Here is a 20175-nt window from a genome sequence, read left to right on the forward strand (position 1 = left end):
TTCTTATGTAATTGATGCAGTTGATTGAACTGAACAAACAAATCTTTCTTTCCTTGGCACAACTGGGATTATAGATGATCGATTGAACTTAAGATTTTTCTAAAAATTTTTTTATAAAAAACTGCTTCACTGAGGCAATTATGGTAGATTTTAAAATTAAAAGGGATTATTTTACACGAGAAATAGAGGTATGAGATTGATTATGTTACCCTCTAAATACATAAAACTGGAAGCGGGGAAAATCTATGAAACATAAAAAAATATACATATCGCTTTTTTCATTCTTCTTATTAGCCGTAGCGATTTATTTCTTTACACCTTCATCTTCTAAGACCTATCCGTCTTTGGAAAATGAAGAATTTAAGAGTGTAGATAGTAAAGAAAAAGTTCAAGCATATTATGAGTCCATAACACCTGGATTAAAGCGAGCTGAGAAATTAGGGGTAGTAAAAAAGCTTGATAAGAAGATTGACCTTGGAGGCTTTAAAGAATCAATAGATTTGGAGAAAATCTGGTACACAAATAAAGAGGTACATTTATTTTATAATCGGGATATTAAATCGATAGGTAAAAATGAGTACGGGGATAGAATGATTGAAGTACCTCAAATCAACGTGAAAATCGACCATGAGAAAGAACAAAATATCCATAATATATCAGGTGGTTTTCAACGTGATACCGGCGTTCAATACAAAGGTAGATTTTATTCTGTAGTTAGTTTTCAAGTGAGGAATGAAAACTACGATCATATAACGAACATAGAAGACATAGTACATGCAAAGCTACATGCAAATGTTAAGGGAGAATCTAAATCCTTTGACGTTTCTCTACCATTTTCATATAACCCTAGTTCTGAAAAAGTACAATCCGTTCCATTTGACCAAAAGTTTTCATATAACGGAGTTACGATAAATTTTACATCTCTAGAGATCGGAACTAGTCAAAATCGATTACATTTTACAGTAGATCAGCCCAAGGATCATTTCTTCCATAACGTTCTCTTAAGGCTCAATAGTAGCAATGTTAAACAAAAAACAATTGCCTATACACATAAGAATAAAGAAACACAAAAAGAGAATGATTTTTATGTAGAATGGGATCCATTTAATGAAACCCCTGAAAACTTGTCTTTAACACTACAGCATGCAAGATTGATTGGTTCTGATTCTTTAAACTTTGAAATAGATTTTCCATCATACTACTCAGAACACAATAAAGAAGAAATTGATCTTGATAGAAAATTAACTACCATTAAAAATACATCCATCATTTTAGATCGGATATTTCTTGAAGACACCAAAGAAAGATTAGGGATCTTCCTCCATCATAAATATGAGGATGCAGAAACACCTTCAATTACACTTAGCACGGGAATCGGTACAAGCAGAGCATTTGATCCAAATCACCCCACTCCTGTGGCTAAAGCCTATTTAAATAAAAAAAAGCCACTCTCTTTAGCTGTTTCTGGTGGATACGGTAGAGAAAATTCTTATCAGATATCATGGTATATCGAAGAACAAAAACTTAATACACCACTTCGAGTCCAAATAGAAAAGCTAGCCTATCAAATAAACTTCGATAAAGACTTCAACATCAATATAAAGTAAAAGACGCTTATCACCTAAGCGTCTTTTTTCTTACTATAATTCACTTCTATCCAACCATCACTATCTAGAAAGTCTATTTTTACAATTTAATACTATTTATTGAAAAAATTCCATATAGAAAAGTGGTTATATGTTATCATGAGAGCATCATTTAAACAATTCTGACAGTTTAAAAAGCAGGAGGAAGAGTCCATGAAGCGATGGAAACTTGTTGGATTAGGTATTATGGTATTCAGTTTCTTTATATTTTTCTACTTCTATACCGGGGATTCTGAAGGGCGAAAAATGCATGAACTTGATGGAATTATGTCTGTAGACAGTATGGAAAGAATTAATGAATTTTATTATGACAAAACTCCAGGATTGAAACGAGCAGAGAAACAAGGTCTTGTTACAGAAATCGATCAATCGATTAAGCTCGATTACCCTGGTGGGTCTTTGCATTTAGATAAATTGTGGTACACCCCAAAGGGCGCTTATTTATTTTATAGTCGTGATATTGGTTCAATTGGAGAGAAAGAAGATCATGATCAGGGGATTGATCCTCACATTTTAGAAGTTTCTCTTCGGACAAAAGATGCAATTAATACATATCGAAAACTTAATACCTATAGTAAAAGTATAAGACCTTCTGAGGGATTGCAATATAATGGACGTTACTATCACCAGATTTACATAAGTCCTTTATACTTAAAGGAATGGGAAGAAATCTATAACATCAAAACGAAGCTACCTGTAACAATTACTTTAAATGTAGATGGTGTAAAAAGTGAATTAAATAAATCTACTTTACCAGTTCAATATGATCAAGAAAATGAAGTTTACAAATCGTTTGAGATCAACCAAACGATCGATCTTACACCTATGAATGCAACACTAAATTTTAACAAACTGGATATTGGATTCTATTCAAGTAAACTGTATTATGAAATAGAAACTGACGACCCTAAAAAAATTAAGGATGTTGGAGTACGAGTGTACTATAATAATGGCGTTCCCTTACGTGGTAACAAAGATGGAAACCGAACATATCATCAGGAAAAAGTACAATTCATAGATGAGATCCCAACATTTTCTGAGATCCCTAACGAAGTTGAGTTGAGAATCAAGAATGTTCAGATGCAGTCCAACAAACAATTATCCTTCTCCATCGATACTTCAAAAATCAAACCGGACAGTAAAGAAATTGAAGAAGATTTACACGAGAAGCTCGATTATATCATGAATACGAATATCTACTTAGAATCCTATAGATATGATCCAATACAAGAATATGATTTCTACATTCAGTATGAAACCCCAAGAACTTTTAAAAAACCGTTTATTCACCTGAAAAGTAGAATTCCGGGTCTGGAATTAATTGAAGACCGAGAGTACCCTGGTTTTACTGTGAGTGCTTATAATAAAAATGGAGATAATGCGCTTGAAGGTGGAGGTTTCGCTGGACCAGGTTTATATGAAAGTAAGTATGGAGTTAGCCTAAAGAAAGATATCGTAACGACATCAGACCAGATTGATATAACAATTAATAGTTTACCTTATGAACTAGTCCTGGAAGAAAACATCAAATTTTCATTGAATAAGTAACAAAACGCCCCCATTACCGAAAAAATGGGGGCGCTTCTATTATAGGGTCAATCGCATGATATTCTCTAGCCAATGACTCAAATGATTCATTGCTTGATACAATTAAAACTTTGGTGCCAATTGGGATCCGATCAAAGAGCTTTTCAACCTTTTCATTTTTCATGCGAATACATCCATTGGAGATGTATCGACCAATGGATTCTGGACGATTTGTCCCGTGAACTCCGTAAATTCTTCCGTTCGTATTTTCAGCATCAAACCCAATCCACCGTGAACCTAAAGGATTTTTCTCATCTCCCCCTGGTATATCAAGCTTTCGATAGTAAGGATTCACAGCTTTGATCGTAATCGTATGCAATCCTTCTGGAGTGAGATCACCCTTCTTCCCCGTAGCCACATGATACACATCTTTTACTTCGTTATCATCCACATAAGCCAACTGGTTCGTTAATTTATTTACAATTAAAAATGGATAGCCAGGTGATGGGTTTTCACCGATTGGCCATATTGGTGATGTAGTTAACATAATTAAAGCGAGCAAGCTTTTCAAATAACCGACCTCCTTTTGGAAATCATTTTGAAATAGCTTGCCCTACTTTGGATGGAATATTATATATCGCTCTTTTTGAAAGATCGCTTAATAATGAGGTATTGTTCAATTTCATTAAGCAATGTGAAAAGACTTGCTCTTGATTCAAATTCTTCACGTGATTCAGGCAGATCGCTTTCTTTAAACTTCTGCTTCATCTCTTTAATTTGATCTAAAAATATAACCGCCGTATTACCTGGATGTACATGGTCAGCTAACTCATCAAAAAAGTCAGCTATCATAATGGATTGCTCTGAAGTATGGTGAATTCGACTTATGAGTGGTAACATTCGCTCAAGTAATTCGAATTGTTTCAAGCGCATTTGAAAATAATGATAATACGCATGGTGATTACGTAAAATATGATTTTCTACATCTTTATAAGATAAGGATTTTGCTTCTTCTAATAATGAAGCCGTATCCGTTAATTCCTTACCTGACCACATCTGATCTCCCGTACGCAAAAAGTTCGCAATTTCTTTTAGCATCACTTGAAAGTTATCTTCAACCAATCGTTGTTTCTCACGCAATTTCCCTTCTAAGCTTGGCATATAAAGGTTTAATAAGAGTGCAACACCAATTCCAACCACAATTAACAAAAATTCATTTAATAGCGTTTCCTGATCAATGTTTTTATAGGAATATAAATGCAGAATAATAACCGAACTGGTAACGATTCCTTCTTTAATGTTGAGTTTCACAGTTGCAGGAATGAAAAGGATTAACATTAAACCAATCGCAAGAGGATGGTATCCTACCGTTTCAAATATGATAAAGGAAAAAAGCATGGCCAAAAGACAAGCAGCAAAACGTGATGAGGCACTTACAATGGACCGCTTCCTTGTATTCTGAATACATAAAATCGTTAAAATACCGGCAGATGCAAAATTCGTTAGCGATAGCATTTGTGCAATCCATATGGCAATTGGTGTACCTGTAGCTGTTTTGATTGTTCGATATCCGATTTTCACGTTCGTAACTCCTTTAAGAAAAAAGCTGTAGGCATACGAAGAAGATGGCCAAATGACCATCTTCCTTAGTTAAATTTCTTCACAATGTTCGTCAAAGATTTGTTGGAGACTATTTACAACTTTGATTGGGTCGAACCCTTCAATGTCATGACGTTCAACCATCGTTATAATCTCACCGTCTTTTAGGAATGCAAAAGATGGTGAAGATGGTGGGTATCCTACAAAATATTCACGTGCACGGTCTGTAGCTTCACGATCCTGACCAGCGAAAACAGAAACCAACTGATCTGGGCGCTTATCATAATGAATCGCATGTGCTGCAGCAGGACGCGCGATTCCACCTGCACAACCACACACAGAGTTAATCATAACAAGTGTTGTTCCCTTTTGTTGTAACGCTTGATCTACTTCTTCTGGTGTCGTTAACTGTGTATAACCCGCATCTTCAATTTCTTGGCGTGCTTGACCAACTACGTCTTGCATAAAAATATTGAAATCCATATATACGAAGCTCCTTTAAATAACGTTATGGTATATGCCCATATTACCAAGTTTTTATAGGGGATTCAACGAGAACACTCTTATTCCTGTAATCCATTGATATTATATATATTATTAAAAAGAGTTTATTCCATAATGTGTAACTCAATTTGTACTATTGAACAATTTTCTGCAAATACTTTCCCAATAAAATATCCCCTATAAAAGGGGGATATCATTATTTGTCCTCTTCTTTACGATTTTGTTTGTTACCTTTAGCGTATTTACCTTGACGCCCATACTCTTTATTAGTTGATTCTTTACGGTTTTCTCCGCTTTTACCTTGATTTTGAGCCATAAATAAATACCTCCTAAAATGTAAAGAATTTATAATATTTACATCTAACTGATGTATTAGTCTTTCTATTTCCGCATAGTAATATGGTTAAACTTGTTTATAGAAAATAGTACCATTTTCATACAAAAGAAAGTGTATAAAAAACAAAAAGCCCTCCAAATATGGAGAGCTTTTCTATGTATCCTATTATTTTAATGGGACAGTCTGACAAGCAAGACGATAGCCATCGCTTAATTGATCCTCAATTTGTTCATGTTCTTTTGGAGTTGGTTTATTTACGATATCCTGTCCATTTACTAGTTCAACCTTACAGCGAGTACAGTTCCCTTTTTGACACTTATAATCTAAAGGGACTTCCTGTTCAAATGCTGTAGCTAGCAAGGATTTCCCTTTCACAGGCTCAATATCATAAACTTCCCCTTCCTGCTTAACTTTTATGGTGAAATTTTGATCCATTATAACTCCATCCTTTCTGCAATAAATATTAAGTCTAAAGAGTCCTATTTATATTGTATGCCTAATTAAGGAATGGGACAAGTTCAGATAAATGAATGGTTTATTCGGATTCTCTTTTTATAAAGATAACTTGCTTGCTCTGATTATTTTCAGACAAAAAAACTATGAGACTCTTATAGAATCTCATAGCTTCTTCATTATGATTTAACCTTTTCCCGCTTTGTTGTAAACTCTGCTAATGAGATAGACTCATTAAAGCTCGGGTGAGGATAGTGTGGAAACTTCAAGTCTTCATCTCGTGCCACCATTTCTAGAGCGACTGTACCGGTTGAAACGAGTTCAACAGCACCTTCGCCTAATCCATGGAATCCTAAGACTAGATCCGTTGCATCATCCACAATGTATTTAATAAACCCTTCACGTTTTCCATGAACTGTAGCATAACCATTCCCACCATAACCAAATTGGGCAACACGTATATCACCATATTGATCCTTTGCTTCTTCTTCTGTTAAACCGACAGAAGCAATAGGTGGTATGGAATGCACGACAGTTGGTAAAAATGTTCCGTCAAATTCAGAAGGTTTTCCTGCAATCGTATCGGAAACTACTTCCGATTGTTTAATCGCTTTTACAGCTAGTGCAGCTCCCTCTGTCACATCCCCAATAGCATAAATATTTGATATAGATGTTCTCATTTGTTTATCTACTTTTATATGTCCTTCTTCACTTAGATCCATTTTTAGTCGATCTATTCCAAGCTCCTCAGTATTCGGTTGGTGTCCAAGGGATATGAAAGCATGAGAGCCTTCAAGAAGTACAGCTTCCTCATTTTTTAAGAGTGATACATGCGTCTCTTCCCCTTGATTCTCTACTGATTTCAGCTCACATGATTTATAGAGCTTAATTTTTTGCTTCTTGAGCAGGCGGCCTAGCTCTTTATTAATGGAAGAATCAAAATCAAAGTCATTTTTTCCTCCATCTAGTACGAGAGATACTTTTGATCCGAATTGATGGTAGCTCATGGCAACTTCAAGTGCAATATAGTCACTTCCATACACAATTAAATGCTCAGGCACTTCTTCTAAGTGGAATATAGACCTTGAATCTAAAATGCGCTTATGATCTACATCAAGTCCCTGCCCATACCTTGGACGACTTCCCGTAGCGACAATGGCATGGTTAAAATGAAACACATCGAACTGATGACCATTATCTACACCTATGCGATCCTCTGATAAAAAGGATGCATGACCTTCAACCATTTCAATTTTATTCTTTTTACAGAGCGCTTCGACACCTTTACGTAAGGTGGTGACTACTTGATCACGATAGGACTGTAAATTTCCCAAAGAGAAATTCGGTTCCCCAACATCAATACCAAAAGAACTTAGCCCAGGTACTTCAGATAGTTTTTTAGCGCTTGTTGTATAGACCTTAGAAGGAATACACCCTTCATTTAAACAAATTCCACCAATTTGTTCTTTTTCAATAAGTGTAACCCGAAATCCGTGCTGCGCGGCATTGATAGCGGCATTGTACCCACCTGGTCCACCACCAATTATGACAACGTCTTTTTCTTCAGCTATTTCTCCGACAACCATTAGACCAACTCCAGTGTAATTAGATTCGGATGCTCAATTAGTTGGGCAAAACGGTTCGTGAAGGTCACGGCAGAAGCACCATCTACAACACGGTGGTCAAAGGACATGGACACGTTCATCATAGAACGAATAACGATCTCATCGTCACCACGTACTTCAGGTCTTCTCTTTGTTTTATGGAAAGCCATTAGACCGACTTCTGGGTGGTTAATGATTGGCGTTGCTCCAATACTCCCTTGCATTGGCCCCACGTTACTAATGGTAAACGTACCACCAGTCATATCTTTGCTCGTTAACTCGTTATTTTGAGCTTTAGCTGTTAGGGACTTCATTTCTTCATGAATTTCTTTAATAGACTTCTGATTCACATGATGGATAACAGGAACAATCAGCCCATCAGGTGTATCTGTAGCAATGCCAATATGGTGATCCTTTTCTAAATGAATCATTTCATTTTCTTCATCAAGCTTGGCATTGAACATCGGGAAGTCTTTTAATGTTAAGGAAATAGCCTTGATGAAAATAGCGGTCATGGAAACGCCTTGATCAAGACTCTTCCATTCTTTCCGCCATTCTTGAACATCAGTCACATCGATCTCCTCAAAATGCGTGCAATGAGCAATCGTATGTAAGGAATGACTCATTTTCTTCGCAATTTGTTTACGACGCCCTTTAAACGGAATAGACTCTGGTTGTTGATCCGTATAAGTTCGAGATGGAGCCTCTTGTTTCTCTTCAGCTGGCTCTACTTCCTGAGTAGATCCTCCATCTATGAAACGATACACATCTTCATCCATTATTCTTCCTGCCGGGCCTGTTCCTTCAACGTTTTCAATGTCCACACCATGATCACGAGCAATTTTACGCGTATAAGGAGATGCTAGGACTCGACCTTGCGTTTTCTCCATTACTGCTGTAGCTGCGGAGCTCGACGTTGGTATTTTTTCAGCTTGTGGGGCAGCCTCTTCAGCAGACTTCGATTCTTCCTGCTTTTGAATAGCACCCTCTGCATTCATAACCAATACAGTAGTACCAACGGATATTGTTGTACCTTCTTCGATTTTAAGTTCCTCAATGGTCCCATTAGCTGGGGCAGGAATTTCTGCAGTCATTTTATCTGTCTGCACTTCTACAAGTGGGTCATCTGCTTTAACAGAATCGCCTGCTTTCACGAAATAGTGCAAAATTTCAGCTTCTGTCATGCCTTCACCAATGTCATGAAGTTTTACTTCTACCATTTCATTCACCACCCTTTCGATTAAAAGTTAATAACCTTTTGAATCGCTTGAACAACACGATTTGATGTTGGTAAATAGTGATCCTCATAAGCAAAGAATGGGACTGGTGTATCAAACCCTGTCACATATTCAACAGGAGCTTTTTGATAAAGGAAAGAGGTATCATTAATAATCGATTGGATCTCACTACCTACGCCACCAGTGCGATGTGCTTCATGCAAAATAACGGTCCGCCCTGTTTTCTGTACAGATTCAGCAATCAAATCCTTATCAAGTGGGTAAAGTGTACGTAAGTCAATAACATCACACGTTACACCCTGCTCAGTCATTTCTTTTGCAGCCTTTTCTGCAACTGGTACCATTGCACCCCAAGCAAAAATACTTACATCGTCACCTTCCATTACACGTTTGCCTTTCCCAATTTTAACGGTGTACTTATCCTCTGGAACTTCTTCACGAGAGGAACGGTAACTTTTCATTGGCTCCAAGAAAATAACCGGGTCAGGATCTTCAATACTAGCCACTAAAAGACCTTTCGCATCATATGGTGAGGAAGGACAAACCACTTTAATTCCTGGCATATGAGTGAAAAGCGCTTCAATCGAGTCTGAATGGATTTCAGGTGCACGTACACCTGCCCCATAAGGAGCGCGAATAACCATCGGCACAGAGTAGTGACCCATCGTACGAGCACGAATTCTAGAAGCGTGGGTCATGATTTGCTCGTATGCGGGATAAACAAATCCCAGGAATTGAATTTCAACAACAGGTCTCAAGCCATTTACAGCCATACCAATTGCCGCTCCTGTAAAACCCGCTTCACTTAATGGAGTATCCATAACGCGGGTTTCTCCAAATTCACTTTGCAACCCATCTGTTGCACGGAATACGCCTCCATTAACTCCCACATCTTCACCTAATACCAGCACATCATCATGCTCACGTAACATCGTACGCATACCATCTGTTACAGCTTGAACAAGGGTTAATGTATTCGTCTTAACAGCTGTTGACATTACATTCCACCTCTTTCTAATGAAGCAAAATAGGCTTTTTTCTGTTCTTCAATCGTCCAGGTTGGCTTTTCAAATACATAATCGAAAAGGTCTTCTGGATTCGCTTTTGGCATAGCTTCCATCTCTTCAATAGCTTGATCGATTTCGCTAGACACTTCTTCCTTCATTTTCTCAATCCAGGCTTCATCATAGAGACCATGTTTTTTCATATAAAGCTCCACACGAAGAATAGGGTCTCCTTTTTCACGTCTTGTATCGCTTTCTTTCTGATCACGATACTTTGTAGGATCATCAGCTGTTGTATGCGCACCGTAGCGCCATGTTACAGCTTCAATTAAACTTGGCCCTTCGCCCTTGCGAGCACGGTCCAATGCTTTTTGCGTTTCAAAGTAAACAGCAAATACATCATTTCCATCTACACGAACAGAAGGCATATCATAGGATAAAGCCTTTTGTGCAATGGTTTTCGAGCGCATTTGTTTGGATATCGGAACTGAGATTGCAAAACTATTATTTTGGTTGAAGTAAACAACTGGAGCTTGAAGGACACTTGCCATGTTCATACCTTCATGAAAGTCTCCTTCAGATGTTGCGCCATCACCGAAATAACAGATCACTGCATTTTCTGTTCCTTTACGTTTCTCAGCAAAAGCTGTCCCTGCTGCATGAGGTAACTGAGTCGCGATCGGAACAGCTGGCGGGAAAATATGTCTGCCTTCAGGCGGCACACAAGCTTCATTACGTCCATTCCAATAAGCTAAAATATTTTTCAGGGAGTGACCAAATGTCATCGTTGCTCCATGGTCACGGTAGGTTGGATACATCCAATCATTATCTTTTAATGCATAGGCACTTCCAACTTGAGCTCCTTCTTGCCCCTCAAATGGCGCATATGTTCCAATACGCCCTTGACGCTGTAAACTGATACACTTACGGTCAAATGAACGAATACGAACTAATTGACGATAAATCTGTTTAACTAAATCCTCTGTCACGTTCTTCTGAAATTCTTCTGATACAACATTTCCTTCTTCATCAATCCATTGCTTCATTGGAAATTGATTTTCCATGAATGTCTCCCCTTCCTATGAACGAATCGTCCATTTTGGTCGTTTTTGATGTGAGAAAAAGTTATTTCTGCGACTACGTGCTTCCATTCGTGTTTCACAAAACTTATTTGCGGCATCAACAGTCGGGATATCTAGGTTTTCAGATTGTTCGTAGATGGATAATAGTGAATTATAAATCGCCTTGGTTTTGGTTAACACACGTTCCCGATTTGGTTCATACAATTCATCAGAAACTTGAATTAAACCACCGCTATTTACAATATAGTCCGGTGCATAAAGGATCCCTTTCTCATAAAGCTGCCTTCCATGCTTATCATCAAGAAGCTGATTATTCGCGGATCCTACTACAGCTTTCACTTTAAGTGATGCTAGTGTTTCATCATTAATCACACCACCAAATGCGCATGGAACAAATACGTCAGCATCTGTCTTATAAATCTCATCACCGTCAACAACCTGTACGGAACGATTCATTTCTTTACCTTTTGTGACGACCTCATCGATAGCATGTTGATTAATGTCACATACATAAAGGTCCGCCCCTTCTTCCAACAAGCGCATCGCTACTTTACCGCCCACTTTTCCCAGGCCTTGAATAGCATAAGTTTTGCCTTTAACAGAGCTACTTCCCCAAACGGCTTCATTCGTAGCTTGGATACCATACATCACACCAAGAGCTGTAGGAACAGATGAATCACCATGACCGCCATACTCTTCTGGTACTCCTACAATACAGTTGGTTTCTTTTAACGCATGAACAAAATCCTCCGGTGTAGTTCCCATGTCTGTCCCCGTATAAAAGCGTCCATTTAATGACTCAACAAATTGACCAAAAGCTCTAAAAAGTTCTGGAGAGCGATCTTTTTCAGGGTCACCGATGATCACGGATTTCCCTCCGCCGAAATCAACATCAGAAGCAGCACATTTATAGGTCATACCTTTTGATAGTCTTAGTACATCTTGTAAAGCATCATCTACACTGTTATACGGTTGCATACGACAGCCACCGAGCGCAGGTCCAAGTGTTGTATTATGTATAGCAATAATGGCTTTCAAACCTGTATCAGGATCATTACAAAAAACGACCTGTTCATGCTCATAAAATTTCTCAAAAATATCCATATAGACACCCCTATATTAAACTAGAAAACTAGCAAGATTCGTTAGCGCTCTCTGCTAGTTTTTGATGAATCTCTTCTTTCGGTAATATAGCCTGTGTGACTTTTCCTGCACCGATCACACCTTTATCGTTCTTGGCTTCAACCTCTGTTATGATTACATTATTCTTCAATTCGGTTAGGGTTGCAGTGACATAAACATTGGTTCCAATTGCAGTTGGTGCAACATGTTTAACAGAAACGGCAGCTCCAATCCCTTCCTCATGATCTTCTATGTACGGGAGAATGATTTGTCTAGCAGCCCACTCCATGTGATAAACCATTGAAACCGTTGAGTAAGCCTCATGAACCACATTGCCTTCGAACTGCGCAAACATATCTTCAGTAACCTGGGCTGTAATCGTAGCTGTTTGCCCCACTTCCATTCCTGGCTTCATTTAAATCCCCCTTCTATTACCTTTTAATAGGTATGCTCACATGTAACCACTCATTCTTATATTTTATCCAACTTATATGCAAGCGTTTTCAAAATTAACCTTTTAAAAGCGTTGATCTGAGGTTATATGATACATGAACAGACCAACGTAATTATATCGTTATGTTATCATCAGCTTTAATATTCTGTCAATTAATTTTCAAAAAATTGAAACAAGAGTAAAGGTATGAATAAGAATAAATATTGCAGTACATCAATCTTTTAAAGTGGTTAAGTGGTATAGGTTGAAGGGGTAATGATAAAGAGTTCAACTAACTGTATATAACAAATTTTTAACGTATTTTATTATTTTTGTAATAAAAAAGAGCCGAGCTTTAAATTAAGCTCCGCCCTTTGCCCATAACCTATGAAAACTTCATAAGATTTGAGTGAACCTTTTCAATTTGTTTTTTTACATCATCCATCATTTCATCTAGTAATTCCTGAACAGTTGGGATATCCTTCAGAAGTCCGGAAATTTGTCCACCATTTATAAAGCCATCTTCTAATCTGCCTTCTAAAGCTCCAATTCTGTGATAGTCTTCAGAAGTCAGGTTTTGAAATTCTTCTTCAGAAACTCCTTCACTCTCATATGTTAATAGTTTTTCAGCATATGGGGTTTTCATAACCCTCCGCACTCTCCCAACGCTTCTTCCAACAATTACGGTTTTCGTATCATCTGCATTTAATAATTCTTGTTTATAGGCATCGTGAAAAGGAGCTTCTTGAGTTGCGATGAATCGAGTTCCCATTTGAACACCACTTGCTCCAAGAGAAAGCATTGCAGCAACCCCTTTTCCATCTCCTATTCCACCTGCTGCCACAACAGGTATATTTACCGTTTCAACAATTTGCGGAATCAGCGTGAGTGTCGTAGTTTCAAAGTTTGAATTAATGCCTGCAGCTTCGTACCCTTCAGCAACAATAACATCAGCTCCAGCCTGCTCTGCTTTATAAGCCTGTCTTTTTGAGGCAACAACCGTTATAACCTTGATTCCATGTTCATGAAAATAAGGAATAAAAGGAGCTGGGTTCCCGGCTGAGAGAGATACAACTGGCACATTATGTTTGGCTACTAATGGAATAATTTCCTCACGATAAGGTGTAACACTAAGAGGGATGTTTACAGCAAAAGGTTTATCTGTGCGATCTTTCGTATCTTGTATAATCCCTTCTACTTCACCAGGAGTCATGGTTCCAACACCTATCGTGCCAAGACCACCTGCGTTTGAAACAGCTGCTGTTAATGGTGCATTACTAATATTCCCCATCCCACCTTGCATAATTGGGAACTTGATATGTAAAGCCTGACATAAATCATTCATTTTGTTCTCACCTCGTATGATAAGTGTTATACTATTAACAAAATTAACACAATTCGAGGAGGATTTCTATGCTCTACCCTTATAATCAAATCATGCCTAAAGTAGATTCGTCAGTTTTTGTAGCTCCTGGTGCTCACATCATAGGGGATGTTGAGATCGGAGAGGAATCTACTATTTGGTTTAATGCAGTATTACGAGGTGACGAGGCACCGATTAAAATTGGTAAGAGAACTAGTATCCAAGATAATGCTACTTGTCATTTATATGAGGGATCTCCTTTATATGTGGGGGATGAAGTAACAGTCGGTCATAATGTTATTTTGCATGGATGTAATGTAGGGAACCGCTCCATTATTGGTATGGGGTCTACCATTTTAGATGGTGCAGAAATCGGGGAAGAATGCATCATAGGGGCTAATACGCTCATTTCCCCAGGTAAGAAATTTCCCCCTCGTTCTCTTATTCTTGGTTCACCAGGCAAAGTAGTGCGTGAATTAAACGAACAAGACTTTGAGCTTATTCAGCTATCCATCGATACATACGTTCAAAAAGGTAAAGAGTTTAATGAACAGCTAAAATAAACAGGTATAAAGCGGATAGATAAAGCATAATGTTGCGATATCTATCCGTATTTTATAGGTGGTGTTTTTATGAATAAAATTGTTGGAATTGCGGTTTGTGCTGTCTTGATTATTTTGATTCTTACTTTTAATCTTTTAGAACATAGTGTTCTCCAGACTACAGAAGAGCCAACTCAAGAAACAGAGGTTTCTTTACATTCACCTAAAAGTAATAAAAATAAATCTACCGAAGAAAAGGAAATTTATCTCTCAAAAGAGGTAGGATTTGATTTTGAGAAATCCGGAAAACCATTCAAGGTTCTAAAAAATGATTTACTTCAAGTTTTAAGAGGAACAAAGGAAGATACGATTTTCTCCGAGAAAACAGCAGGAATGCTGAACGGAGTGTCTATAAAAGAAGATGGAACGGCCATTATAGATTTCAAAGATTTTAGGGATACAATTCCATCCCCTTCTTCAGCTGAAAAAAGGAAAATATCTAAAGAATTACATTCCGTAGTATTCAATTATCCAGAAGTCTCTAAGGTGTATTATCAGTTTAATGGAAGTGCTTCAGCTTGGTGGAGTTGGCTAGAAGCATACCCTGAACCCATAACTAGAGAAGATTGGATCGAAAAATAACGAAGAAAAGGAGCACTCGTTGAAGTACTCCTGTTACTTTGTATTTTTATCAATGTTAAGGGGGATACCAACTACCGTTCTATCCTCCCCAACACCTAATTCATAAATGATTTTGATTAAGATCATGTCATTTGAAATTGTTAACCTTTCAGCAGGGATTAGAGAGGTCAGTTCCTTAACTTTCTCAGACTCAAGTCCTTCAGAATATATATTGGTACATTCTATTTGTTCTGGCCTGCCTTCATATCGAATCAGTTCCCCACACTCATAAACCAATTGAACATCGTGATCTGATCTATTTTCAATATTCACATGAACTTCATACTCGTTTTCTTCTCTCTTCAAAGATGCCTCTGCATTTACGTTCACATAGGCGTCCGCATAATCTCCTTGAAAATATTTAGATTCCACATTTTTATTCATTGAGCATCCGAATAAGATCATGATGTAAAGACTTATTATGATAATTCTCATCGCACTCTTCATTTGGGCAACTCCTACATCTTCCATAACTTCTTTGGCTTACAATTCATAATGACCATTCATACAATATCTATACCTCGATTGTCGTACTAACAGATCATAATATGATAAACAAGAAGGAAAACTCTTCCTTTTGGTAGAAATGATTAATGATATAGATAGGAGGACTAAGCATGATATATGAAATGACCATCCAATTTAGAGTAACGAATATAACAGAAGGACAAGCATGGTATGAAGGCCTTTTTCAAAGACAACCGGATTTTATACCACATGAGGGTTTTGCAGAGTGGGAAATCATCCCTGGCTGTTGGTTACAAGTCGCTGAAGGCACACCTACCCCAGGGAATGGACCGCTTCGCCTTGGTGTAACGGACATAGAAGCTGAAAGGGGTCGTATGGTGAATGAGTCTGGAGCTGAAGATTTTGAAATTCATTCTAGAAAAGAAGTACCCGCGAAATGGGGAACATTTTCAGATCCTTGGGGGAATCGGATTGGATTCTTTGAAACACTAGACAAGGATGAAATGAATGAACGGATTGAAATGGTTTTGAAGAAGTAATATTGATGTCGACTATAATGATCCTGGTACAAAAGAACATCAATATCGTATCTAGATATCGATATTGGTGTTCTGTGTGTGTTAGTAGATATCGTGCTTGTTGATCATAAAACCAGATTGCTTTTAAGCGTCTAACCTCCCCGTCATCTGATAAGGATTTACTTCCCATGTTTCATAGGATATGTAATGGTCTGCATTCATCGCATCTAATGTGCGGGATTTCATGTGAGGACGTGTAATATATTCATTTATATTCTCTTCACTTAACGGAACGAATGCAGCTTCTTTAATTTCTTCAGGCTGAACCTTTAACAGACCACCCTCAACATTTGCTTTAAAAACAACAGACATTAAATGCTTGGTTGCATTATAGTAAATTCCTGTTATTCCTAAGACCGTAATTTTAATTCCGGTTTCTTCAAAAACTTCTCGATAAACTGCTGTATCGAGAGCTTCCCCTTCTTCTACTTGACCACCTGGAGACTCCCATGTATCAGAGCGATTATGTGTCTTGACAAGTAACACGTCTCCTTCTTCATTTGTAACATAGGCCGAAACTGCAATAATGTGTTTGGGATGATTATTCATATTAAATGTACCTCCTTTTTCTGATTAACACTTCTTTTATTTACCATGAAATGTAGATTCTTCTTATACTTCTATTAATTTATCATTTCTCCTTCCAATCCCTTTCTTTACAATTGATTTTTGGGAGGAGGATATAATGTTGAAAAATATTATCGCAATTATGCTTTCATTAATTTTCATTATTATTCCATTACATATCGTAGAAGCTAATGAGAATAGTAAATCTGTTTCGTTACCTAGTCATATGGAAGTTGATACCTTTGTAGTAGATGAAAATAATAATCAAATTTACATGGCAGTAACATCCGGCGCACAGTCTAAAGTTATTAAAAAAGGTGATAAGTATGTTCGAGAACATCCCTTAAAAGAAAATATGATTTTAATAATGGACAGTAAAACTTTAGAAACCAAATCCAAAATGCTTATAGGTGACCGTAATATATCCATAACAGATATGGTCATGAAGGATGGTAAATTATATGTAGCCACTACACAGGAAATATTCAAGTACGATCCAGAGATTAACAAAACTGAAAAACTTGTCTCTGACCCGGCTGAGGGGATCTACCTACAACAGATCGAAGTTACAGAGGAACACATTTATTTTACAGACTATCAATCTTGGAGTGACTTGAATCCTGTACCAAGAGTATATGATTACAATATTAAGAGTGAGTCAGTTTCTCCGATTAAAGGATACTCTCATATGAGACCTTCTATTGCTGTTCATCCTAATAAACCTATTCTATATATAGGAGATAGTTCTTTCTTAGATTCCAAAAGGGATTACACATTATATGCTTTAAATACTGAAACTAACCAAACGTTAAAACAAAAATTCCCTGCCGATTCTCAATCAAGATCTGCTGAAATATTTGTCCATGATAAATACGTTTATTATGGACTTTATAAAGTGAAAGCTAATGATATTAAAAGTATTGTGTCATCTGTAAATGATCAGACTCTAAAGTACGGCTTTATTGACATACATGCAGGAAAACTTTTATCACTTCATTCTATATACGATAGTGACTCGGAAAAGCCTAAAGTGCAATTAAGACAAAGCATTCCTAATCTATATTTATATCGGATAGATGAAAACCATAATATCTTTCAAGTAATAAGAGAAGTAGAACCTAAGAAAATCATTTTAAAACGAGAACCTTTAACCAACTATGTTTCAATAGATGATAAGTATGTAGGGCAACCCTCTGCTAATTTTAAAGATGTGCACAGATTTCATGCTGAAATTGACTTTTTATACAATGAAGAAATCATTAACGGATTCACTCTGACGAAGTTCGGCCCTTATGAACCGATTAAACGGGTAGATGCTATTCGTATGATCATGAGAGACCTGAATGTTGATATAAAAAATATCAAAGATCCTGGTTTTTCTGATATGTCTGTTACATCCCCTGGATATAAACAAGTCGCAAAAGCCCATGAATTAGGAATTATAGATGGAAAAACATCCAAAAAATTTGATCCATCTGGCCATTTAACCAGAGCTGAAATGGCAAAAATATTAGTTTCTTCTTATGATGATTTACGACTTGGCAATGTGGATTATTTCCTTGATATCACTAAAGAATACTGGGCTGCACCATATATTAATTCATTGTTTGCAAATAACATTACAGAAGGATATCCTGACCAAACCTACCGTCCAACAAAAAAAATCACACGACAAGAATTTGCAGCCTTTATGGCTAGACATCTAAATGACGAATTTATACAGTAAAAAGAAAAGCATGCAGTTAACTGCATGCTTTTCATCTTTATGGAAAATGGATTGTAAAAGTTTGTGTAATTGTAATATGGTTAATGATCACATTGACTGTCAGGAAGTAATACTTTCTCCTTTTTCAGTTAGATAAAACCCAATATACTCTAGTGCTGACTCTAGATCAGGGACCTTTTTCGCACTTAACTCTTTAAATTGCATATTATTCACTTCATGCTTGGCAATTTCAGGGGATATACCTGTTATAATCGTTTCAATTCCCATAAGCTGAAGGGATTTCACCAGTGTGATGATTACATGTGGAAATTCATCATCTAAAATGACTAAACCAGACATATCAATGATAAAGTAATCCATTTGATGTTTAGAACCGTACTGAAGTACTGTATTCGTAATATCCGCAGCTCGATTTTCATCAATTATTCCTTGGATAGGTAAAACAGAAACCCCTTTGGTTATTGGAATTATAGGAACACTTAAGTAAGCCATATTATACTTCGTTTGATCCAGTTCAATAATATATGATAGGACCTCTGCCATAGACTTAAGATAATCGATATCCTCTTCACTAAATTCTTTCTCTTCTTTGTCCAATACACATAACGTACCAAACACATTCCCTTTAGCATCTGCTAAAGTAACTCCCAAAAAGCCTTTCGTTCCTATTTCTGATGTAACTTCTAGCTCTCTTGTTAGTTCATCCTTAGAACCGTTTACTATACTAATCGCTTCATTATCATCTTGAATAACTAAACGACAATATGAACCACTATATTCTAATGAGAAACCTTCTGGTACCATTTCTTCTTCTTGATTCAATGAACTAAGAACAGTCATTGCAGTGTCACCTCTTCTGGCGACATAAGCTGTATTCACATTTAATTGTTTTGTAATGATGTGAAACATTTTTTTAGAGGCGGTCTTTAATGCTTGGAATTCTGATGATTCTATATTATATTTATTTGCCATGAATTCTTTACCTCCTCTAAGATTTAGTAGATTCGTAACAATTATAGTACTTTAATCTCGAGGTAAGCAAAGATTGAAGGTTATATCAGATAAATCTTTTGACCTAACCTATTTGCGGTACCAAGATAAGGCCTTCTGCTCAATATCTTTAACCAGCTGCTCCTTCCCAGCAATGTATGCTTCCATATCATGAGGATATTGTTTTGCTAATTTTTCTTTTAACTCACCATACTCCTTTGCTACATGATCATGTTTACGTAAATAATCTCTGAAAGCCAAATGACGATCTACATCTGGACTTCCTTCTTCAAAAACATGAATGTGGTGACTTCGGTCTTCTCCACCTTTTCGAAAGAACCTTCTATTCTTAATCCCAAATTCCCCCATTGGTTCATAGCCAATATCCTTCATAGCTTCATTATAGTGATCAATATGTCTTATGTTTTTAGCTACTGGCATCACATCAATAATTGGCTTAGCAGACAAACCAGGTACAGAAGTACTCCCTATATGATGGATGGCCACTAGCTCATCACCGAAAATGTGATGCAGTAAGTTCTTTTCCTCATTAAATTTATGAACCCAGTCTTCATTATAGGATTCTACAATAACTTTTCTCATCAAACTCTCCTTTATTTTACCTTTGATTAACCAATCAGTTATCAACAATCAGTTTAAAGGGATATACTAATTTTGGAAACATTAACCACAAGTATTTTCTTTAGTAGA

At 37.0% G+C, this 20175-nt stretch carries 21 protein-coding genes; 6 read left to right on the forward strand and 15 right to left on the reverse strand.

Features of this window, described 5'->3' with window-relative positions; translation table 11 throughout:
- The first annotated feature begins 245 nt into the window (after positions 1 to 245).
- A complete protein-coding gene (locus H514_RS0105690) occupies positions 246 to 1607 on the forward strand; it encodes a hypothetical protein (RefSeq protein WP_027446097.1) in 1362 nt (453 codons plus the stop codon).
- A gap of 192 nt (positions 1608 to 1799) precedes the next feature.
- A complete protein-coding gene (locus tag H514_RS0105695) occupies positions 1800 to 3194 on the forward strand; it encodes a hypothetical protein (RefSeq protein WP_027446098.1) in 1395 nt (464 codons plus the stop codon).
- A 13-nt stretch (positions 3195 to 3207) separates the two neighbouring features.
- On the opposite strand, the gene H514_RS0105700 is transcribed toward H514_RS0105695, so the two are convergent.
- The 11 genes from H514_RS0105700 to H514_RS0105760 form a co-directional block, all read right to left on the reverse strand.
- A complete protein-coding gene (locus H514_RS0105700) occupies positions 3208 to 3744 on the reverse strand; it encodes a L,D-transpeptidase (protein WP_027446099.1) in 537 nt (178 codons plus the stop codon).
- A 59-nt stretch (positions 3745 to 3803) separates the two neighbouring features.
- Positions 3804 to 4754, reverse strand: a complete 951-nt coding sequence (locus tag H514_RS0105705; RefSeq protein ID WP_027446100.1) for an aromatic acid exporter family protein — start codon at positions 4752 to 4754, stop codon at positions 3804 to 3806.
- Positions 4755 to 4823: 69 nt separating this feature from the next.
- On the reverse strand, positions 4824 to 5255 hold the full coding sequence (locus H514_RS0105710; protein WP_027446101.1) for a BrxA/BrxB family bacilliredoxin: 432 nt from the start codon (positions 5253 to 5255) through the stop codon (positions 4824 to 4826).
- Positions 5256 to 5778: 523 nt separating this feature from the next.
- On the reverse strand, positions 5779 to 6048 hold the full coding sequence (locus H514_RS22570; protein ID WP_051255045.1) for a 2Fe-2S iron-sulfur cluster-binding protein: 270 nt from the start codon (positions 6046 to 6048) through the stop codon (positions 5779 to 5781).
- A 197-nt stretch (positions 6049 to 6245) separates the two neighbouring features.
- Positions 6246 to 7652 carry a dihydrolipoyl dehydrogenase gene (gene lpdA, locus H514_RS0105730; protein WP_027446102.1) on the reverse strand — a complete coding sequence of 469 codons (1407 nt, stop codon included), beginning with the start codon at positions 7650 to 7652 and terminating at the stop codon, positions 6246 to 6248.
- A complete protein-coding gene (locus H514_RS0105735) occupies positions 7652 to 8890 on the reverse strand; it encodes a dihydrolipoamide acetyltransferase family protein (RefSeq protein ID WP_027446103.1) in 1239 nt (412 codons plus the stop codon). The genes lpdA and H514_RS0105735 overlap by 1 nt, the downstream gene beginning before the upstream one ends.
- Before the next feature lie 20 nt (positions 8891 to 8910).
- Positions 8911 to 9906 carry an alpha-ketoacid dehydrogenase subunit beta gene (locus tag H514_RS0105740; protein ID WP_027446104.1) on the reverse strand — a complete coding sequence of 332 codons (996 nt, stop codon included), beginning with the start codon at positions 9904 to 9906 and terminating at the stop codon, positions 8911 to 8913.
- Complete coding sequence (pdhA, locus tag H514_RS0105745; RefSeq protein WP_027446105.1) at positions 9906 to 10976, reverse strand: pyruvate dehydrogenase (acetyl-transferring) E1 component subunit alpha; 1071 nt, start codon at positions 10974 to 10976, stop codon at positions 9906 to 9908. Before pdhA ends, H514_RS0105740 begins: the two co-directional genes overlap by 1 nt.
- A 15-nt stretch (positions 10977 to 10991) precedes the next feature.
- Positions 10992 to 12098, reverse strand: coding sequence for a Leu/Phe/Val dehydrogenase (locus H514_RS0105750; protein WP_027446106.1), 1107 nt, complete (start codon positions 12096 to 12098; stop codon positions 10992 to 10994).
- A 28-nt stretch (positions 12099 to 12126) separates the two neighbouring features.
- Positions 12127 to 12531: a thioesterase family protein gene (locus H514_RS0105755; protein WP_027446107.1), complete on the reverse strand. Its 405-nt coding sequence runs from the start codon at positions 12529 to 12531 to the stop codon at positions 12127 to 12129.
- A gap of 403 nt (positions 12532 to 12934) precedes the next feature.
- Entirely contained in the window at positions 12935 to 13894 is a 960-nt protein-coding gene (locus H514_RS0105760; RefSeq protein ID WP_027446108.1) for an NAD(P)H-dependent flavin oxidoreductase, read from the reverse strand.
- Positions 13895 to 13962: 68 nt separating this feature from the next.
- Here H514_RS0105760 and H514_RS0105765 point away from each other — a divergent pair, with 68 nt between their 5' ends.
- Both H514_RS0105765 and H514_RS0105770 read left to right on the forward strand, forming a co-directional pair.
- Positions 13963 to 14475: a gamma carbonic anhydrase family protein gene (locus H514_RS0105765; protein WP_027446109.1), complete on the forward strand. Its 513-nt coding sequence runs from the start codon at positions 13963 to 13965 to the stop codon at positions 14473 to 14475.
- A 69-nt stretch (positions 14476 to 14544) separates the two neighbouring features.
- A complete protein-coding gene (locus tag H514_RS0105770; RefSeq protein WP_027446110.1) occupies positions 14545 to 15096 on the forward strand; it encodes a hypothetical protein in 552 nt (183 codons plus the stop codon).
- Positions 15097 to 15129: 33 nt separating this feature from the next.
- Here the strand turns inward: H514_RS0105770 and H514_RS0105775 are convergent, their stop codons facing one another.
- On the reverse strand, positions 15130 to 15582 hold the full coding sequence (locus H514_RS0105775; protein WP_027446111.1) for a hypothetical protein: 453 nt from the start codon (positions 15580 to 15582) through the stop codon (positions 15130 to 15132).
- Positions 15583 to 15752: 170 nt separating this feature from the next.
- On the opposite strand from H514_RS0105775, the gene H514_RS0105780 reads away from it, so the two are divergent.
- Positions 15753 to 16142, forward strand: coding sequence for a VOC family protein (locus tag H514_RS0105780; protein WP_027446112.1), 390 nt, complete (start codon positions 15753 to 15755; stop codon positions 16140 to 16142).
- A gap of 123 nt (positions 16143 to 16265) precedes the next feature.
- Here the strand turns inward: H514_RS0105780 and H514_RS0105785 are convergent, their stop codons facing one another.
- On the reverse strand, positions 16266 to 16730 hold the full coding sequence (locus H514_RS0105785) for an NUDIX hydrolase (RefSeq protein ID WP_027446113.1): 465 nt from the start codon (positions 16728 to 16730) through the stop codon (positions 16266 to 16268).
- A 136-nt stretch (positions 16731 to 16866) separates the two neighbouring features.
- Between H514_RS0105785 and H514_RS23915 the strand changes: the two genes are divergently transcribed.
- Positions 16867 to 18474, forward strand: coding sequence for an S-layer homology domain-containing protein (locus tag H514_RS23915; RefSeq protein WP_027446114.1), 1608 nt, complete (start codon positions 16867 to 16869; stop codon positions 18472 to 18474).
- 99 nt (positions 18475 to 18573) lie between these two features.
- Here H514_RS23915 and H514_RS0105795 read toward each other — a convergent pair whose 3' ends face one another.
- Positions 18574 to 19446 (reverse strand): STAS domain-containing protein, encoded by an 873-nt coding sequence (locus H514_RS0105795; RefSeq protein WP_027446115.1) that lies wholly within the window; start codon positions 19444 to 19446, stop codon positions 18574 to 18576.
- Positions 19447 to 19554: 108 nt separating this feature from the next.
- Positions 19555 to 20067, reverse strand: a complete 513-nt coding sequence (locus H514_RS0105800; RefSeq protein ID WP_027446116.1) for a GrpB family protein — start codon at positions 20065 to 20067, stop codon at positions 19555 to 19557.
- Between the last annotated feature and the right edge of the window lie 108 nt (positions 20068 to 20175).

Origin of the sequence: Pontibacillus marinus BH030004 = DSM 16465 (assembly GCF_000425225.1) — a bacterium.
Classification (GTDB): domain Bacteria; phylum Bacillota; class Bacilli; order Bacillales; family BH030062; genus Pontibacillus; species Pontibacillus marinus.

What these genes read in the sequence shown, in the direction of transcription:
- H514_RS0105690 (WP_027446097.1), top strand. Translation starts at nt 246, where the DNA reads ATGAAACATAAAAAAATATACATATCGCTTTTTTCATTCTTCTTATTA.
- H514_RS0105695 (WP_027446098.1), top strand. Translation starts at nt 1,800, where the DNA reads ATGAAGCGATGGAAACTTGTTGGATTAGGTATTATGGTATTCAGTTTC.
- H514_RS0105710 (WP_027446101.1), bottom strand. Translation starts at nt 5,255, where the DNA reads ATGGATTTCAATATTTTTATGCAAGACGTAGTTGGTCAAGCACGCCAA.
- H514_RS22570 (WP_051255045.1), bottom strand. Translation starts at nt 6,048, where the DNA reads ATGGATCAAAATTTCACCATAAAAGTTAAGCAGGAAGGGGAAGTTTAT.
- lpdA (WP_027446102.1), bottom strand. Translation starts at nt 7,652, where the DNA reads ATGGTTGTCGGAGAAATAGCTGAAGAAAAAGACGTTGTCATAATTGGT.
- H514_RS0105735 (WP_027446103.1), bottom strand. Translation starts at nt 8,890, where the DNA reads ATGGTAGAAGTAAAACTTCATGACATTGGTGAAGGCATGACAGAAGCT.
- H514_RS0105740 (WP_027446104.1), bottom strand. Translation starts at nt 9,906, where the DNA reads ATGTCAACAGCTGTTAAGACGAATACATTAACCCTTGTTCAAGCTGTA.
- pdhA (WP_027446105.1), bottom strand. Translation starts at nt 10,976, where the DNA reads ATGGAAAATCAATTTCCAATGAAGCAATGGATTGATGAAGAAGGAAAT.
- H514_RS0105750 (WP_027446106.1), bottom strand. Translation starts at nt 12,098, where the DNA reads ATGGATATTTTTGAGAAATTTTATGAGCATGAACAGGTCGTTTTTTGT.
- H514_RS0105755 (WP_027446107.1), bottom strand. Translation starts at nt 12,531, where the DNA reads ATGAAGCCAGGAATGGAAGTGGGGCAAACAGCTACGATTACAGCCCAG.
- H514_RS0105760 (WP_027446108.1), bottom strand. Translation starts at nt 13,894, where the DNA reads ATGAATGATTTATGTCAGGCTTTACATATCAAGTTCCCAATTATGCAA.
- H514_RS0105765 (WP_027446109.1), top strand. Translation starts at nt 13,963, where the DNA reads ATGCTCTACCCTTATAATCAAATCATGCCTAAAGTAGATTCGTCAGTT.
- H514_RS0105770 (WP_027446110.1), top strand. Translation starts at nt 14,545, where the DNA reads ATGAATAAAATTGTTGGAATTGCGGTTTGTGCTGTCTTGATTATTTTG.
- H514_RS0105775 (WP_027446111.1), bottom strand. Translation starts at nt 15,582, where the DNA reads ATGAAGAGTGCGATGAGAATTATCATAATAAGTCTTTACATCATGATC.
- H514_RS0105780 (WP_027446112.1), top strand. Translation starts at nt 15,753, where the DNA reads ATGATATATGAAATGACCATCCAATTTAGAGTAACGAATATAACAGAA.
- H514_RS0105785 (WP_027446113.1), bottom strand. Translation starts at nt 16,730, where the DNA reads ATGAATAATCATCCCAAACACATTATTGCAGTTTCGGCCTATGTTACA.
- H514_RS23915 (WP_027446114.1), top strand. Translation starts at nt 16,867, where the DNA reads ATGTTGAAAAATATTATCGCAATTATGCTTTCATTAATTTTCATTATT.
- H514_RS0105795 (WP_027446115.1), bottom strand. Translation starts at nt 19,446, where the DNA reads ATGGCAAATAAATATAATATAGAATCATCAGAATTCCAAGCATTAAAG.
- H514_RS0105800 (WP_027446116.1), bottom strand. Translation starts at nt 20,067, where the DNA reads ATGAGAAAAGTTATTGTAGAATCCTATAATGAAGACTGGGTTCATAAA.